At 68.7% G+C, this 14,484-nt stretch carries 15 protein-coding genes; 7 read left to right on the top strand and 8 right to left on the bottom strand.

Annotated features, from left to right (window positions below; all coding sequences use genetic code 11):
* Window positions 1–95: 95 nt before the first annotated feature.
* The 4 genes from ACI6GS_RS14525 to ACI6GS_RS14510 form a co-directional block, all read right to left on the bottom strand.
* Window positions 96–497: a response regulator gene (locus ACI6GS_RS14525; protein ID WP_439814171.1), complete on the bottom strand. Its 402-nt coding sequence runs from the start codon at window positions 495–497 to the stop codon at window positions 96–98.
* A gap of 56 nt (window positions 498–553) precedes the next feature.
* Window positions 554–1,612 (bottom strand): sensor histidine kinase, encoded by a 1,059-nt coding sequence (locus ACI6GS_RS14520; RefSeq protein ID WP_439814170.1) that lies wholly within the window; start codon window positions 1,610–1,612, stop codon window positions 554–556.
* A gap of 117 nt (window positions 1,613–1,729) precedes the next feature.
* The gene (locus ACI6GS_RS14515) at window positions 1,730–3,508 is read right to left on the bottom strand and encodes a putative bifunctional diguanylate cyclase/phosphodiesterase (protein ID WP_439814169.1); all 1,779 of its coding nucleotides are present in this window, start codon (window positions 3,506–3,508) and stop codon (window positions 1,730–1,732) included.
* A 170-nt stretch (window positions 3,509–3,678) separates the two neighbouring features.
* Window positions 3,679–4,902, bottom strand: a complete 1,224-nt coding sequence (locus ACI6GS_RS14510; RefSeq protein ID WP_439814168.1) for an FIST signal transduction protein — start codon at window positions 4,900–4,902, stop codon at window positions 3,679–3,681.
* A gap of 181 nt (window positions 4,903–5,083) precedes the next feature.
* Between ACI6GS_RS14510 and ACI6GS_RS14505 the strand changes: the two genes are divergently transcribed.
* The 3 genes from ACI6GS_RS14505 (at window position 5,084) to ACI6GS_RS14495 (ending at window position 8,317) form a co-directional block, all read left to right on the top strand.
* Window positions 5,084–5,497, top strand: a complete 414-nt coding sequence (locus ACI6GS_RS14505) for a hypothetical protein (protein ID WP_439814167.1) — start codon at window positions 5,084–5,086, stop codon at window positions 5,495–5,497.
* A gap of 187 nt (window positions 5,498–5,684) precedes the next feature.
* Window positions 5,685–7,502, top strand: a complete 1,818-nt coding sequence (locus ACI6GS_RS14500; protein WP_439814166.1) for an ABC-F family ATP-binding cassette domain-containing protein — start codon at window positions 5,685–5,687, stop codon at window positions 7,500–7,502.
* Between the two features lie 47 nt (window positions 7,503–7,549).
* Window positions 7,550–8,317: a TerC family protein gene (locus tag ACI6GS_RS14495; RefSeq protein ID WP_439814165.1), complete on the top strand. Its 768-nt coding sequence runs from the start codon at window positions 7,550–7,552 to the stop codon at window positions 8,315–8,317.
* A gap of 49 nt (window positions 8,318–8,366) precedes the next feature.
* Here the strand turns inward: ACI6GS_RS14495 and ACI6GS_RS14490 are convergent, their stop codons facing one another.
* Window positions 8,367–9,719, bottom strand: a complete 1,353-nt coding sequence (locus tag ACI6GS_RS14490) for a spinster family MFS transporter (protein WP_439814164.1) — start codon at window positions 9,717–9,719, stop codon at window positions 8,367–8,369.
* Window positions 9,720–9,939: 220 nt separating this feature from the next.
* The gene (locus ACI6GS_RS14485; RefSeq protein ID WP_439814163.1) at window positions 9,940–10,356 is read right to left on the bottom strand and encodes a hypothetical protein; all 417 of its coding nucleotides are present in this window, start codon (window positions 10,354–10,356) and stop codon (window positions 9,940–9,942) included.
* 328 nt (window positions 10,357–10,684) lie between these two features.
* Between ACI6GS_RS14485 and ACI6GS_RS14480 the strand changes: the two genes are divergently transcribed.
* From ACI6GS_RS14480 to ACI6GS_RS14465, 4 genes are read left to right on the top strand one after another with little or no spacing between them, the layout of a single operon-like run.
* On the top strand, window positions 10,685–11,005 hold the full coding sequence (locus tag ACI6GS_RS14480) for a 2Fe-2S iron-sulfur cluster-binding protein (RefSeq protein WP_439814162.1): 321 nt from the start codon (window positions 10,685–10,687) through the stop codon (window positions 11,003–11,005).
* Between the two features lies 1 nt (window position 11,006).
* Entirely contained in the window at window positions 11,007–11,471 is a 465-nt protein-coding gene (locus ACI6GS_RS14475) for a PaaI family thioesterase (protein WP_439814161.1), read from the top strand.
* Window positions 11,472–11,488: 17 nt separating this feature from the next.
* The gene (locus ACI6GS_RS14470; protein WP_439814160.1) at window positions 11,489–11,899 is read left to right on the top strand and encodes a hypothetical protein; all 411 of its coding nucleotides are present in this window, start codon (window positions 11,489–11,491) and stop codon (window positions 11,897–11,899) included.
* Window positions 11,896–12,144: a hypothetical protein gene (locus ACI6GS_RS14465; protein WP_439814159.1), complete on the top strand. Its 249-nt coding sequence runs from the start codon at window positions 11,896–11,898 to the stop codon at window positions 12,142–12,144. Before ACI6GS_RS14470 ends, ACI6GS_RS14465 begins: the two co-directional genes overlap by 4 nt.
* Before the next feature lie 4 nt (window positions 12,145–12,148).
* Here ACI6GS_RS14465 and ACI6GS_RS14460 read toward each other — a convergent pair whose 3' ends face one another.
* Both ACI6GS_RS14460 and ACI6GS_RS14455 read right to left on the bottom strand, forming a co-directional pair.
* Entirely contained in the window at window positions 12,149–12,925 is a 777-nt protein-coding gene (locus ACI6GS_RS14460; protein WP_439814158.1) for a DUF899 domain-containing protein, read from the bottom strand.
* A gap of 134 nt (window positions 12,926–13,059) precedes the next feature.
* Window positions 13,060–14,484 carry an amidase gene (locus ACI6GS_RS14455; protein ID WP_439814157.1) on the bottom strand — a complete coding sequence of 475 codons (1,425 nt, stop codon included), beginning with the start codon at window positions 14,482–14,484 and terminating at the stop codon, window positions 13,060–13,062.

The following is a 14,484-nucleotide window of genomic DNA, read 5'->3' as shown; positions in this document are numbered from 1 at the left end:
TTGGACGGTCGCGAAGCGGTACAGAAGTGATCGGGTCGAGAGACGGTGGTCGAGAGAATACGGTATTGCGGGACGACCGCAGCCGGATGCGACCTTCAGGCGTGGCCACGCACGCGCTGGATCGCGGTGCGCAGCTGGCGGTCCGAAACGGGCTTGAACAGCACTGCTGCCGGATGGTCCTGGGCAATGCGCGCCTGGGTCGCCGGCTCGCGCGAGCCGGTGATGAAGATGACCTTCGAGCCCAGCGACTCATGGATGGCGATGGCCGCGTCGACGCCGTCGCGTGCGCCGCGCAGGCGCACATCCATCAGCACGATGGCGGGGCGGTAGCGTACCGCCATGTCGATCGCCTCGTCCGCCGAGGCGGCCGTCGCGCAGACGTCCAGGCCCATGTCCTCGACCTGGATGGCCAGGCCCTGCGCGATCAGGAATTCGTCCTCGACGATCATCACGCAGTCCTGCAGGCGGCACTCGGTCAACACATCCGTCACGCTCATCGATCCATGCCTTCCGCCGGGGACCGAACCCTGGCCCCGAACATCGTCGTCCCTGGTCAGGCGGCCGCTGGGGCCGCCAAGTGCACCACGTTGCGCGTGCCGCCCTGCTGCTGCACGTCGAACCGGCCGCGCAGCTGCGCCACCAGGCCCTGGATGATGCTGGTACCCAGGGCCGGCCGGCCGTCAGCCTGCTGCCGGTTCGGATCGTAGCCAATTCCATCGTCCGCGACGATCAGCATGACTTCGCCCCCGGCATCTCGTTCCAGCACGACCTCGATCCGGCCCTGGCCTCCTGGAAAGGCGTGCTTCAGCGCGTTCGTCACCAGCTCGGTCACCAGCAGGCCCAGCGGAATGGCGAAGTCCAGGCCAACGCGCAGCGGCAGCGAACGGACGTTGAGCTGAACCCCCTGCGCCGCGGCCCCCTCCGCCAGGTTGGCCGTCAGGTCGGCCAGGAACGGCTCGATGTCCAGCGTCTGCAGGTCATCGGATCCCATCAGCTGGTTGTGCACCAGGCCCAGGGCATGAACCCGCTGACGCAGGCCGTTCAGCGCGCGCCGGGCACCGGCGTCCGCCACCTCGCGGCCCTGCATGACGATCAGGCCGTCGACGATCTGCAGGTTGTTCTTCACCCGGTGATAGACCTCGCGCAGCAGCAGGTCGCGCTGCTCGAGCGCCTCCTGCAGCTGTGCATTGGCCGTGGTCAGCTGCGCCGTGCGCTCGGCCACGCGGCGCTCCAGCTCCGCCGCCGAGGGCAGCGCCAGCAGCCGCGGGATCAGGGGCCACAACAGCGCGGCGGTCGCGACCGACAGGCCGGCGGTGACGACCTTGACCACCGCCTCGAAGCCATAGGCCGGGATCCACAGGGTCAGGATCGCCAGGATGTGGGTCGTGCCGCAGGCCAGGATGAAGGCGACGAACAGGTTCGCGACCCAGCTGTACTTCAGGTCCTTGCGCCGCGCGACAAAGGCCGCGATCGCCAGCGGGATCGAAAAATAGGCCAGCCCGATCAGCGCATCCGCGCCGGCATGGAGCCAGATCAGTCCCGGCGTCCAGCTCAGGCAGTAGCCGTGCGGTGTCAGGCCCTCCGGGCTCAGAAGCCATTCAAGGATTGCCATCGGTCCCCCTTGGTCGCATGCCCGCTGCCGACGTGGCGCATTGGATTGTCCGCCTTCGGCACCTGATAGGACAGCGGAAGCGGTGCGGCCAGCGCCGCATCCAGGATGCGCGCCAGCTCAGGACGCCGCCAGGACGGGGGCGGCACCGGCCGCCGTCTGGAGCGCCGGGGCCGCCTGGACCAGGTCGGGCAGGTCCATCGGCCTGGCGAAATGGAAACCCTGGACCATCCGGATCGACGTGGCACGCGCCAGGTAGTTCAGTTCCGCCGCCGTCTCCACCCCCTCGGCCACCAGGCTCATGCCCAGTGGGTGGGCCAGGGATTCGATGGCCCGCAGGATGCTTTGGCTGCGCGGCCGGTCTTGGATCTGGGTGATGAACGAGCGGTCGACCTTGATCTCGTCGGCCGTGATGTCGGCCAGCACCGCCAGGGACGAATAGCCCGTACCGAAATCGTCGATCGACACCTTCACGCCCAGGTCGCGCAGCATGGGCAGGACCTGGGACTGGAAGTGGCGCGACGCGATGAACGCCTCCTCGGTCAGTTCCAGCATCAGGCGGTGGGCGTGCCCGCACTGGGCCAGCGCCTCGCCCAACTGGCTGACAAAGGCCATGTCGCAGGCCTGCTGCGCCGCCAGGTTGATGCTGATCGTGGTGTGCCCGCCAAAGACCGGATCCAGCAGGGAAAAGGCCGCGGCGGACGATTCCAGCACGAACAGGGTGATGTCGCCGATCAGGCCCAGTTCGGTCGCCAGCCCCACGAACGTGCCCGGCGGCCGGATCACGCCGTGCGCGTCGCGCCAGCGGATCAGCGCCTCGAACCCCGCAACACGGCCTCGGGCCAGGTCGATCTTGGGTTGGAATGCCGCGTGGAACTGGCGGTCGCGGATCGCCACGCGCAGGCGCTGCTCCAGCTCCATCCGCGCGGTCAGCGCCTGCCCCATCTGGGTGTCGAAATAGGCGGCGCTGCCCTTTGCCTCGCTCTTGGCGCGGTACATCGCGTTGTCGGCGTTGCGGCGCAGGCTTTCATAGTCCTCGCCATGATCGGGATAGAAACTGACCCCGATCGAGGCCGAGGTGAAGATCTCATAGGACTCGATCACCAGCGGCTTGCGGATCTCGGTCAGGATGCGGTCGATCACGCGCCGCACGTCGTCCTTGTCGCGCAGCGAATCCAGCATCAGCACGAACTCGTCGCCACTGATGCGCGCCAGCATGTCCCGCCCGCGGACGTGGCTGGAAATGCGCTGCGCCACCTCGATCAGCACGGCGTCGCCGATCGCGTGACTGTAGTAGTCGTTGATGCGCTTGAAGTCGTCCAGGTCGATGAAGGCCAGGGCAAAGGCGGCCTCGCGATTGCCACGGGCCAGGCGATGCTCCACCCGCTGCTGGATCAGGGCGCGGTTGGGCAGGCCGGTCAGGTCGTCGTAATAGGCCCGCCGGGTCAGCTCCTCGCTCAGCTGCCGCAGGCGCGAGCTTTCCGTCTCGGTCAGCATCGAATGGCGCAGGGCCAGGGCGTGGGAGGCCAGCAGCGTGAACTTGCGGGCCAGGGCGACGTCGTCGCGCGTATAGCCCGCGGCCCCTCCCCGCTGCACCAGGATCACCAGGCCGCGATCGCTCCGCATCTGGATCGGCATGTAGAGTGCGGGCTGGTCGGGCGAGATCAGGTCAGAGCCAAGCGCTTTCCACTCGGCGATGGCATGGCTGGAGAAGGTCGCGATGACACGACCGCCCGCGACCTTGGCGAACAGGTCGCCACGCGGCCAGGACAGCCCCACAAGAGCGGCGGACGTCGCCGAAATGCACTCGAACCGGTCGCCCTTCTCCACCAGCGCCAGCGCGTCCTCGAACGCAAAGACGCCGCGCAGCGAGCCGAACACCGTCGCGAACGGGTCCACTTCCCGCTCCAGCGAGAGAAGCGAGGCCAGGGCGTCGAGCAGCTGGTTCGCCTGGTTCGTCGCCAGGCGCAGGCCATCGTTGTCGCGCTGCAGGGACAGCAGGCGCTCGCGCAGCTCCTCGGTATTCTGAAGTGCGGACAGAGTTGGAATGATGGCCCCCGCCTGCCGCCCTAGCGTCCGAACGCGATTGCAGAGATCATCAGATTGCCATGCACGTTCTCGTCGCGCAGCCGCCCCTGCTCGCCAAAGGTGAAGCAGCCGAGGAACGGCGCACCGGCGAAGGCGCCGGCGACCTCCGCGGGAACATCGGCGATGGCATCGCCAACGGCAAGCCGGCAACCGCCGCAATACACGATCAGGCCGCCGGCCAGTTCCGATGCGCCGCCACCCAGGCGCTCCGCCGCCTCGCGCGCGACGCGGCCGGCCCGCTCGATCAGGCGGCGGCGGTCGCCGCGCATGCAGAAGATGCGCTCCCCCTCCTCGATCGTAGCGAAGGTGCTCAAGGCCCGCCCGGCCACGATCGCATCCGGATGGACCAGCAGGAAATGCTCCACGCCATCGCTGGCGCCGGCATGGATGGCCAGCGGCGTCATCGTCGTCTGGGCCAGGATGCTGCCCCCGCCCAGGTGATCGGACAGGCTGTCGCCAAGCCAGCGGCTATAGACCTCGGCCGCGGGCTGGCCGTCGATTTCCAGGATGTGGCGGCCCCGCGCCTTGGTCACCACGCCCTGGTGTCCGGCCGGGTCGAAGGCCACGCGGGTGACGATCCCATTGGGGCCCGAGGGCTCGTAGCCGCCCTGGAACGCGCAGGCGACGCCGCCTGACGGGAACAGCGCCGCCACGACCAGGCCATCGACCAGTGGACCATCGGTGCCCAACTGACGCCACAGGCCGGCCACGTCGTCATCGGCGGAACTGCCGCCCACGATGGGGCAGCCCGCGCCGACGACGCGACGCAAACCCTCGACCACCGCCTCCTCGCGTCCCGGCACCTGGTAGATCCAGATCAGCTCAGGCAATTGGCCGGGGCAGCCGGCATCCTCCAGCGCGCGGTGCAGCAGGACCTCCGCCGCGCCGGCAGGATCATCGCCCAGGGCCCCCGATGCCACGCCGTAGTCGCCCTCGACATCCTCAAGCAGGAGGAGGCCGATCGAATCGGCCGGCCAGACGCGCTCCTGGTTCATCACCCCGCCACAGGAGGTACCACCCAGGATCCGCGCGCCGGGGAAGCGATCGCGCAGCGCCCCGTGCAGCACGGCATCGTCATGCACGCAGCCATAGAACGCGAAGACGATCCGTGGCGCCGCCTGGTCCAGCGCCGGGTCGGTGGCGAGCTTTGCCAGGGCGGCACGGGTGTCCGCCCCGGCCATGACGTGAGTGCGCAAGGCGACCATGACTGCAACCCGTTTCAGACGTGCATGCCGCGCAGTTCTGCCAACCCAGACGTGTCTGGTCGGCCCTGCCCCGCCATCTCTGCCGCGAAAGTCCTAACGAACCTGAAATCAGGCTGCCTCGGAACAAGTCGCCGGTGCCCCCATTAGGCGGGTCATGTTTCGTCTGCGTACGAGGAAAGCCATGACCAAGATGCGATTCCTGATCCTGCCGCTGGTGGCGTTCAGCCTGCCGGCAATGGCCGAATCGGCAACCACGACCGGCGCCGCCGCCGAAAGCCATACCGCTGCCGGCATGGGCGGGGCGCTGGATGGCAATACCGGCAATCCCGGCACCACGACGGGCGGCGCGGGCACGCCCGGCGTGACGCTCCAGGGCGAGGCCGAGTCGGGCGCTGCGCTGAACGGCAATACCGGCAATTCTGGTGCGGCCAGCACCAGCGGCGGCGGCACGATCGTCGGCGGCACGCTGGAGCAGACCCAGGACGGCACGCCGGTGACGCCGCCCACCATCGATCCCAGCCCCGGTAACAGCACCATCGGGACGGAGCAGGGGAATACCGGCAACCCCGGAAGCGCCGGTTCGTCGCTCAACTGACGCGTCGTCCACAAAGCCGGTGCGGGGTCCCGCCTTGCCTTTGGGCAGGGCGGGACCCTTATTTTGTTGGCCTGACAGGTTTGCTGGCATGACAGGTTTGTTGGCATGAAAGGCAGGGTTTGACCGCGGGCGCCCCATATGGGACCCATCCCATCCACCCCCGCAGAGCGAGCCCTTCCAGAGCACCATGGCTGCCCCGCCTCTCCTTCTTCTCCAGGACATCGCGCTAACCTTCGGCGGGCACGAACTGCTGGACAGCGTCGACCTCAGCGTCGGACCGGGCGAACGCCTGGCACTGGTCGGGCGCAACGGCTCCGGCAAGTCGACGCTGATGCGCATTGCGGCCGGGCTGATCGAGCCCGATCGCGGGCGCCGCTTCGTCCAGCCGGGAACGACACTGCGCTACCTGGCGCAGGAGCCCGACTTCGGCGGCGCCGAGAGTGTGCTTGCCTATGTCCAGGCGGGCCTGGGTCCGGCCGACGACGGCCACCGCGCCCTGCGCCTGCTGGAGGGACTGGGCCTGACAGGGGCGGAGCACCCGGGCCACCTGTCAGGCGGTGAGGCACGGCGCGCAGCCCTGGCCCGCGCGCTGGCGCCGGAGCCCGACATCCTGCTGCTGGACGAGCCGACCAACCACCTGGACCTGCCGGTGATCGAGTGGCTGGAGGGCGAGCTCGCAGCGACCTCCTCCGCGCTTGTCCTGATCAGCCATGACCGCCGCTTCCTGGAAAACCTGTCCCAGGCCTGCGTCTGGATCGACCGTGGCCGCAGTCGCAGGCTGGAGGCCGGCTTCGGCCGGTTCGAAGCGTGGCGCGACGAGATCCTGGAGCAGGAGGAGCAGGCCGCCCACCTTCTGGACCGCAAGCTCGTGCGCGAGGCCGACTGGCTGCGCCATGGCGTGTCGGGCCGGCGGAAGCGCAACATGGGGCGCCTGCGCGCGCTCCAGGCCCTGCGCACCGAAAAGCGCGAGCGCCGCCGCGTCGTCGGCAAGGCCGACCTCCAGGCCTCGGAAGCCGAGATGTCGGGCAAGAAGGTGATCGAGGCCAAGCGCATCGCCAAGGCGTTCGACGGCCGGCCCATCGTCCGCGACCTCTCGCTTGTCGTGCAGCGGGGCGACCGGCTGGGCCTGGTCGGGCCCAACGGCGCGGGCAAGACGACGCTGCTGCGCATGCTGACGGGACAGCTGGAGCCCGATGACGGCACCGTGCGCCTGGGCAGCAGCCTGGACATGGTGACCCTGGAGCAGAGCCGCTCCAGCCTGGCGCCGGACCAGACGCTGCAGGACGCGCTGACGGGCGGCGGGGGCGACACGGTCCAGGTCAATGGCAAGCCACGCCATGTCCGCAGCTACATGCAGGACTTCCTGTTCGACGCAAGCCAGGCGCGCACCCCCTTGCGCGTGCTGTCGGGTGGGGAGCGGGCCCGCGTGATGCTGGCCCGCGCCCTGGCCCAGCCGTCCAACCTGCTGGTCCTGGACGAGCCGACCAACGACCTGGACCTGGAGACGCTGGACCTCCTGCAGGAGCTGATCGCCGACTATCCCGGGACGGTGGTCCTGGTCAGCCACGATCGCGACTTCCTCGACCGCACGGTCGATTCCACCCTTGCCTTCGAGGGCGACGGACGCTGGATCGAATATGCCGGCGGCTATTCCGACATGCTGGCGCAGCGGCGCGACGCGACACCCGCCGCGCAGCCGGTGCGGAAGGCGGCGGCCCAGCCCCCTGCCCCAGTCCCCGCGCCGCCGCGGGAGCGCAAGCGCCTGTCCTTCAAGGACAAGCATGCGCTGGAGACGCTGCCCAGGCGCATGGAGCAGTTCCAGGCCGAGATCGAGCGCCTGAAACAGGAGCTGGCCGACCCCGGCCTGTTCCGGCGCGACGCCGCCCGCTTCCAGAAGGCATCGACCGATCTTGCGGCACGCGAGACCGCCCTGATGGAGGCGGAGGAGGAATGGCTGCGGCTGGAAATGCTGCGGGAGGAACTAGAGCAGGGTCAGGCGCCGTAAACGGTCGCGGCGGAGATCGCTTCGCCCTTTTCCCATGAGGATTGACCGTGGACGACCTGTTCGCCCTCGCCCAAGACCCGGCCGCCTGGGTGGCGCTGGGAACCCTGATTGCCATGGAAGTGGTGCTCGGGATCGACAACCTTCTCTTCATCTCGATCATCACGAACAAGCTGCCCGCGCATCAGCAGGAACGGGCCCGCCGCGTCGGCATCGGGCTTGCCCTGGTCATGCGCCTGGCGCTGCTGGGCACGGTGTTCTTCATCGTCCAGTTGACGACCCCGATCTTCGAGCTGTTCGGCCACGGTTTCTCGTGGCGTGACCTGATCCTGATCGCGGGCGGCCTGTTCCTGGTCTGGAAGGCGACAAAGGAGATCCACCACAGCGTCGATCCCGATCCCGGCCCCGACATGTTCACCGGGCCAGTGACGCTGACCATGTCCGCCGCGATCATGCAGATCCTGCTGCTGGACCTGGTCTTCTCGATCGACAGCATCATCACCGCCGTCGGCATGACGGAGCATGTGCCGATCATGGTGATCGCCGTCCTGGTCGCGGTGACGGTGATGCTGATCCTGGCCAATCCCCTGGCCGAATTCGTCGGTCGCAACCCAACGGTCGTGATGCTGGCCCTCAGCTTCCTGCTGATGATCGGCATGACGCTGATCGCGGAAGGCTTCGGCGCCAAGGTGCCGAAGGGCTATGTCTATGCCGCGATGGGCTTCTCGGTCCTGGTCGAGGTGCTGAACATGCTGGCGCGCAATGCCCGCCAGCGGCGGGAGGGGCGCACGGCCGTCGACACCAGGCCCGCGCATTGAGGTGGACGGGCGGGGCACCGTGCCCCGCCCGCCTGCCGCGTCCCGCGCCCTATCGGGCGGCGGCTTCCAGGTCCTGCTTCAGGTACTTGGCCGCCAGGAAATAGTGCCACGCCGACCAGACGAAGATCGGCGACAGGGTCAGCAGTGCCCAGCGGAAGCGGTCGTCGCCAAAGGTCGGCTGGTACATGTCGGCGAAAATGCCGGCCAGCAGCGGCCCCAGGCCCATGCCGATGAAGTTGAAGATGAACAGCGCGATGGCCGAGGCCACGGCACGCATCCGCATCCGCACCAGGGCCTGGGTCAGCGCATAGGTCGGCCCCAGGTAGAAGGCGCCGACGCCTGACGGCACCATCAGCAGCAGCAGCGCGACCGTGGCGTTCGGCAGCAGGTAGACGGCCAGGCCAAAGGGTATGCCGAACAGGATGGCGACCGCGACCACCCAGGAGCGCCAGCGCACGTCCCGCCGCCCCAGCACATCGGACAGCTTGCCGCCCATGTAGGTGCCGACAAAGGCACCGGCGCCGATCAGGATCGCCAGCAGCAGGCCGACATGCGCCATCTCGAAGCCGAGTGCCGCGACGCCGTCCTTCAGGCTGAAGATCACGAAGCTGGGGAACCACTGCACGCCGGCATAGCCCACCAGCGTGATCAGCGTGCCGCCGGCCATCAGATGACGAAGCGAGCGCTGCGACCACATGAAGCGCGCGGTCTCGCGCACTGTCGGCACGGGACCGTCCTTCAGGGCGACGCCGGCGGCCGCGTCGGCATGGCCGCGCGGCGGCTCCTTCAGGAAGATCGCGACGATCACCGCCAGCAGCAGGCCCGGCAGGCCCAGCACGAAGAACGCCTCGCGCCAGCCATAGGTCGCGGCGACATAGCCACCGGCGCCCAGGCCGATGAACAGGCCGATGGGCACGCCCAGGGAATAGACGGCAAGGGCCGTGCCCCGCGATTCGGGGGGGTAGTAGTCCGAGATCAGGGAATGGGAGGGCGGACTGCCGCCGGCCTCGCCGATGCCGACACCGACGCGCGCCAGCGCCAGCTGCACGAAGTTGTTGGCGAGGCCGCAGACCGCGGTCATGCCGCTCCAGATCGCCAGCGACAGGGTCACGATCGTGACGCGGCGGCCGCGATCGGCCCACATGGCGATGGGAATGCCGAGGGTCGCGTAGAACAGCGCGAAGGCGAAGCCACCCAGGAAGCCCAGGTCCGTGGCGCTCAGGTTCATGTCCGCCATGATGTAGGGCGTCAGGATGCCCAGGACCTGGCGGTCGGCGTAGTTCAGCGTGTAGGCGGCAAGCAGCAGGTACAGTGCCGTGCGGCGCTGTCCGTCGGTGATCGTCACCGTGTGCGCGGACGGCATCGCAGGAATGGGCGCAGCGTGCGCCCGTGTGTCGGCCATGGAATCAGCCTCCCAGGGGATTGAGCCTTGTTGCGGGCGCCCCCGGGAGGAGCAGCACCGGCGGCACGGCCGGCGCCTGGCGGCGGGAAGCTGAGACGCCCCCACCTCCGGGTAAGCCCGAAGTCTCACATCAGCAGAGAGTCCCGCCCGAGGCAATCCCCTGCATGCAACGCCGGGCGGGGGCGTCCGGCGTGTCGTGCAACGCCGTGCCTGCGGATGTTCAGGCCGGATCGCGCATGAAGTCGACGTCGCGCCGCGCCGCACTGATCGACACGGTGAAGCCGGCGATCACGTCGATCATGGCCAGGATCATGATCAGGAAGAAGGTCGAGGTTCCCAGCGCCGGCAGTAGCAGGAAGCCCAGCAGGCAGACGACAAAGACGACCAGGGACAGGATATGATCCGCGACCGAGGCCTGGGAGGTGCGGGTCGCCTTCAGCACCTCGAAATAGAGGGCGGCAAGGCCCAGGAGAAGGACCAGATCGTCGAGCTGGAACGGCCACGCCGCGCCAGAGGGCAGGCCGATCATGAACAGGTTGGCGTCCACCGCGGGCGCCCTGATCACAGCCAGAAGCAGATAGAGCAGGGCAACGATGCCGATCAACGGAATCTGCCTCAGGACGCTCCAAGCCGTCATGCCACACCTCGCCCTTGCACGGTCTCCGGATCAACGCGGCAACCATAGCATGGTGCCGTGCGCGCGGAATCGATCACGGTCACATTGCCGGCGGGCGACGCGGCGGAGCGGCAAAATGAACAAACAGTCAGCGCGCGCGCATCGTCAGCTTGACCGCAAACCTGGGGACCGGTACGTCCCTTGTCCGACTGGGGAAATTGCGTCCTCGGCTGGCCCGGCGGGAGGCCGGCGGCGCGGTCCGGGCGTGCTTGCGCAGCACATCACGACGCTTCATCCAGAGCACAGGCTTCAGGGCAGGCATCCTTCAGGGCACGCATCAGGGGAAGAAATGGCCAAGATCACCTTCATCGATCACAAGGGCACGTCGCGCACCGTCGATGCAGCCCCGGGCGTCAGCGTGATGGAAGCGGCCATCCGCAACATGGTGCCCGGCATCGACGCCGATTGCGGCGGGGCCTGCGCCTGCGCCACCTGCCACGTCTATGTCGACGAGGCCTGGCTGCCGCTGGTCGGCAAGCCCGAGGCGGCCGAGGCCGGCATGCTGGAATTCGCCCAGAACGTGAACCACACCAGCCGCCTGAGCTGCCAGATCAAGCTGAGCGACGCGCTGGACGGCCTCATCGTCACGACACCCGAATCGCAGTTCTGAGATGGATGGCGGCACCGCCCCGGCCGGGGGTCCCAGCGACGCCGAGATGGTCGCGCGGCTGTCGCGCCGGTTCGAGCCCTGCATGCAGATCCTGTCGCCGACCTATGTCTCGGCCAGCCGGGCGGAGCAGCGGGTGGCCATCGACTTCGTGGCGACGCCCCAGTTCTGCCATTCGGGCAACGTGGTCCAGGGCGGCTTCCTGACGGCCATGATCGACGGGACAATGGCCCAGGCCGTCCTGGTCGCGACCGGCCTGACGCTGACGCCGTCCAGCCTGGAGATCAAGATGACCTTCCTCAATCCCGGCCGCCCCGGCGTGCTGAAGGCTGAGGCCTGGGTCGTCCGCATGGGCAAGAGCATCTGCTTCATCGAGGGGAAGCTGGACGACGCGGATGGCAATCCGGTCGCCCGCGCCTCGTCCACCGCGCGCCTGTTCCCGCTGCCGCAGCGGGCGACGGCCGGCTGACGCGCAGGGACCAGGCGATGACAGCGGGAGTGGCCCGGCGCTGCGTGGCGCTGCTCCCGATGGCGGCGACATTGGTCCTCTGCCTTGCCGGACCCGCCTTGGCCCAGCAGTCCCCGGCCAGCGCGGATGCCAGTGACGCGCCCTGCTTCGAGCCGAACGAGCGCAGCCTGGGCGAATATCACGTGATCTCCCAGGATCTGCGGCGCGTCCTCTTGCAGGGCACCGACAGGCTGGAGCGTTATGGCGGCCTGCCGCCCGACGATGTCGCGCTGAAGACCACCAGCGTCGACAAGGATGTGCTGGTCTTCATCTATGTGCGCCGGCCGCATGGCGGCCGCACGCCCTTGTGTTATCGCGAGCAGGCGACACTGCCCCTCAAGCGCTATCTGGAGCTGGTCGCCGCGGCGGCCAGCGGCGGCGCGCCATGACCCGTCTGGTGCCCCAGGCCGGCGCACGCGAACTGCTGCGCGGCTGCCTGGCCGACCCGGTCATGGCCAGTGACGGGGTGACCCTGCGCCTGATCGCGGCCCTGTGCATCGACCTGGAACAGGGTGGCAAGGGCCTGCTGCGGGAGGATGTCGTGGCCATTGCCGGGCGCGACACCACCTCGGTCTGCGCCCGGCTGGCCTTTGCCGGCCTGGCCGTCGAACGCGCCTCGATCGAACGGGACTGAGCGGTCAGCCGGGCCGGTGGCTCGCGCATCCGCAGGACGCCGGATGGTAGCGGCCGGTCGGCTCGACGGTGCCGCCCTGGCCATACATGTCGTGCGGGCGCACCCAGTCGGCGAGCGTGCCGGTCGGTCCCGTCTCCGCCCGCCCCCGGGGGGACACGTCAAGATAGGCATAGGCACCGAGGAACTGCTCCCCGCCCCGGCCAAAGGTCGAGTAGGTGTGGAAGACGCGTCCCGCCCCGTCCCGGTAGAAGACGCTGTTGCCCGACAGGTCCTCCAGCCCCGGATTGCCGGCCCGGTAGTTGTACAATGCGGTCCCGGCGGACAGTTCATCCGCCCTGAACGACACATGGAAGTCGTAGTTGAAGTCGTTTGCGAACGACGACACCCAGGGGAAGGTCCAGTTCATCCGCCGCTTGAAGGCCATGATCTCGGCGATCGGCGCGCGTGCGACAACGGCATAGGCCAGGTCGTGGTTCTCCAGGTGGACGCGGATTCCCGCCACGTGATCGACCTCGAACGAGCAGCCCACGCACTGCTGCTCCTGCCCCGGCCCCATCATGAAGTGCTTGATGAACAACTGGCTGCGCCCACCGAACAGGTCGGCCAGGCTGACCGGCCCCTCCGGCCCGTCGAAGACATAGGGTTTCGTCACCTCGACCCAGGGCAAGGCCCGGCGCGCGGCACTCATCTCGTCGCGCTGGCGATCGAACGCCCGCTCCCTTTCAAGCAGGCTGCGACGGGCGGCGAGCCATTCCTCGCGCGAGACGACGGCATGTTCCATCGGTTGCGTCCTCCTCCGGGGAAGGGCGCAGACGCGCGCCCTCCTCTGCCCCAAGGACGAAGGACACCGCCGCCACCCGACACAGCCCTTCCCCCGGAATCAGGGGAAGGGCCATGGCGGCCGATTTCTGAAGGCTAGGCGGCGAAGACCTGCGGACGGCGCTGGATCCAGGGCTGGGCGGCCTCAATCTCGAAGGCCAGGGCAAGCAGCGTGGCCTCGTCCCCTGCCTTGGCCGCGAACTGGCTGCCGATTGGCAGGCCGTCCCGGCTCATGCCCAATGGCAGGGAAATCCCGCACGAGCCCGCCAGGTTGTGCAATGGCGTGTAGGAGACATAGTCGAAGATGTCGGCCACCAGTCCGTCGAAGCTGCGTGTCGTGGCATGCTCGCCGATGCGGGGCGGCGGGCTGGCCAGGACCGGGGTCAGCCAGACGTCGAAGCTACCGAACAGGTCGTCCACCTGGCGCGTGATGCCTTGCATGTAGCCAACCGCCTTGGCCAGGTTTTCCGGGCCTGCGCGGTCGCCGAACTCGGCAAGGCCCAGGGTCCAGGGCTCCAGCACGGCCTCCAGGTCGAGGCCGCGCCTGCGCGCCTCGTCCCGGGGGCCAGCCGCCAGCACCGACCAGATGGTCAGGAACTGGTTCTTCATCTCCTCGCCCGCGATCGGGTTCTCGAATGGCACGATCTCGTGGCCCAGATCGGCGCAGAGCTTCGCCGTGGCCTCGACCGATGCCTTCACGTCCGGGTGCGGCTCCCGGCCGAAATAGTTCTTCGTGCCGAACGCGATCCTCAGGCGGCGCTTGGAGGGTCCGGTGACGGCCGGCGACGGCGCGAACGTCGCGCCGGCGTCGCGCCGCTGGGTGGCATGGAACAGGGTAGCGTTGTCGCGCACGGTGCGGCTGACCGCATGCATCACGGCGATCTGGCTGACCAGGTCCTCCATCGCGTGCGGCATGCGGTTGCGGCTGGGCTTCAGTCCGACCAGGCCACAGCACGATGCCGGGATGCGGATCGAGCCGCCGCCGTCCGACGCGTGGGCAAAGGGGACAAGCCCGGCCGCCACCGCCGCCGCCGCCCCGCCGGAGGAACCGCCAGAGGAATAGTCGGTGTTCCAGGGATTGCGGCACGGCCCCAGCAGGGCCGACTCGGTCGTCGAGATCAGCCCGAACTCGGGGGTGTTGCTCTTGCCCACGATGATCATGCCGGTGTCCAGCTGGGCCTGGACCAACGGCTCGGTGCCGACCGACTGGTTGTCGTGGAACATGCGCGAGCCGAAGCTGTTGCGCGACCCCGCCAGGTCGTCCAGGTCCTTGATCAGGCTTGGCACCCCGGCGAACGGGCCATCGCCCAGCGGCTGCTTCGCCTGGGCGCGTGCGCGCTCGAACAGCCGCGTGACGACCGCGTTGATCTGGCCGTCGACGGCCTCGATTCGGGCGATGGCGGCATCCACCAGTTCGCTTGCGCTGACCTCCCCGCGGCGGACCAGATCCGCCTGGCCCAGGCCGTCGGGCCCCTCAAGTCCGAAGTGCGCGCCTGGCGCGCGGGCTGCTGTGGCTGACAT

It is taken from the genome of Zavarzinia sp. CC-PAN008, from assembly GCF_051903925.1.
In the GTDB taxonomy this organism is placed as follows: domain Bacteria; phylum Pseudomonadota; class Alphaproteobacteria; order Zavarziniales; family Zavarziniaceae.
This window is presented reverse-complemented; position numbering and strand designations above follow the sequence as displayed.

Excerpts from the sequence above, each read along its gene's own strand:
- ACI6GS_RS14475 (WP_439814161.1), top strand. The coding sequence starts at position 11,007 with ATGGATGGCGGCACCGCCCCGGCCGGGGGTCCCAGCGACGCCGAGATG.
- ACI6GS_RS14525 (WP_439814171.1), bottom strand. The coding sequence starts at position 497 with ATGAGCGTGACGGATGTGTTGACCGAGTGCCGCCTGCAGGACTGCGTG.
- ACI6GS_RS14465 (WP_439814159.1), top strand. The coding sequence starts at position 11,896 with ATGACCCGTCTGGTGCCCCAGGCCGGCGCACGCGAACTGCTGCGCGGC.
- ACI6GS_RS14470 (WP_439814160.1), top strand. The coding sequence starts at position 11,489 with ATGACAGCGGGAGTGGCCCGGCGCTGCGTGGCGCTGCTCCCGATGGCG.
- ACI6GS_RS14460 (WP_439814158.1), bottom strand. The coding sequence starts at position 12,925 with ATGGAACATGCCGTCGTCTCGCGCGAGGAATGGCTCGCCGCCCGTCGC.
- ACI6GS_RS14455 (WP_439814157.1), bottom strand. The coding sequence starts at position 14,484 with ATGTCAGCCACAGCAGCCCGCGCGCCAGGCGCGCACTTCGGACTTGAG.
- ACI6GS_RS14490 (WP_439814164.1), bottom strand. The coding sequence starts at position 9,719 with ATGGCCGACACACGGGCGCACGCTGCGCCCATTCCTGCGATGCCGTCC.
- ACI6GS_RS14510 (WP_439814168.1), bottom strand. The coding sequence starts at position 4,902 with ATGGTCGCCTTGCGCACTCACGTCATGGCCGGGGCGGACACCCGTGCC.
- ACI6GS_RS14520 (WP_439814170.1), bottom strand. The coding sequence starts at position 1,612 with ATGGCAATCCTTGAATGGCTTCTGAGCCCGGAGGGCCTGACACCGCAC.
- ACI6GS_RS14485 (WP_439814163.1), bottom strand. The coding sequence starts at position 10,356 with ATGACGGCTTGGAGCGTCCTGAGGCAGATTCCGTTGATCGGCATCGTT.
- ACI6GS_RS14505 (WP_439814167.1), top strand. The coding sequence starts at position 5,084 with ATGACCAAGATGCGATTCCTGATCCTGCCGCTGGTGGCGTTCAGCCTG.
- ACI6GS_RS14480 (WP_439814162.1), top strand. The coding sequence starts at position 10,685 with ATGGCCAAGATCACCTTCATCGATCACAAGGGCACGTCGCGCACCGTC.
- ACI6GS_RS14500 (WP_439814166.1), top strand. The coding sequence starts at position 5,685 with ATGGCTGCCCCGCCTCTCCTTCTTCTCCAGGACATCGCGCTAACCTTC.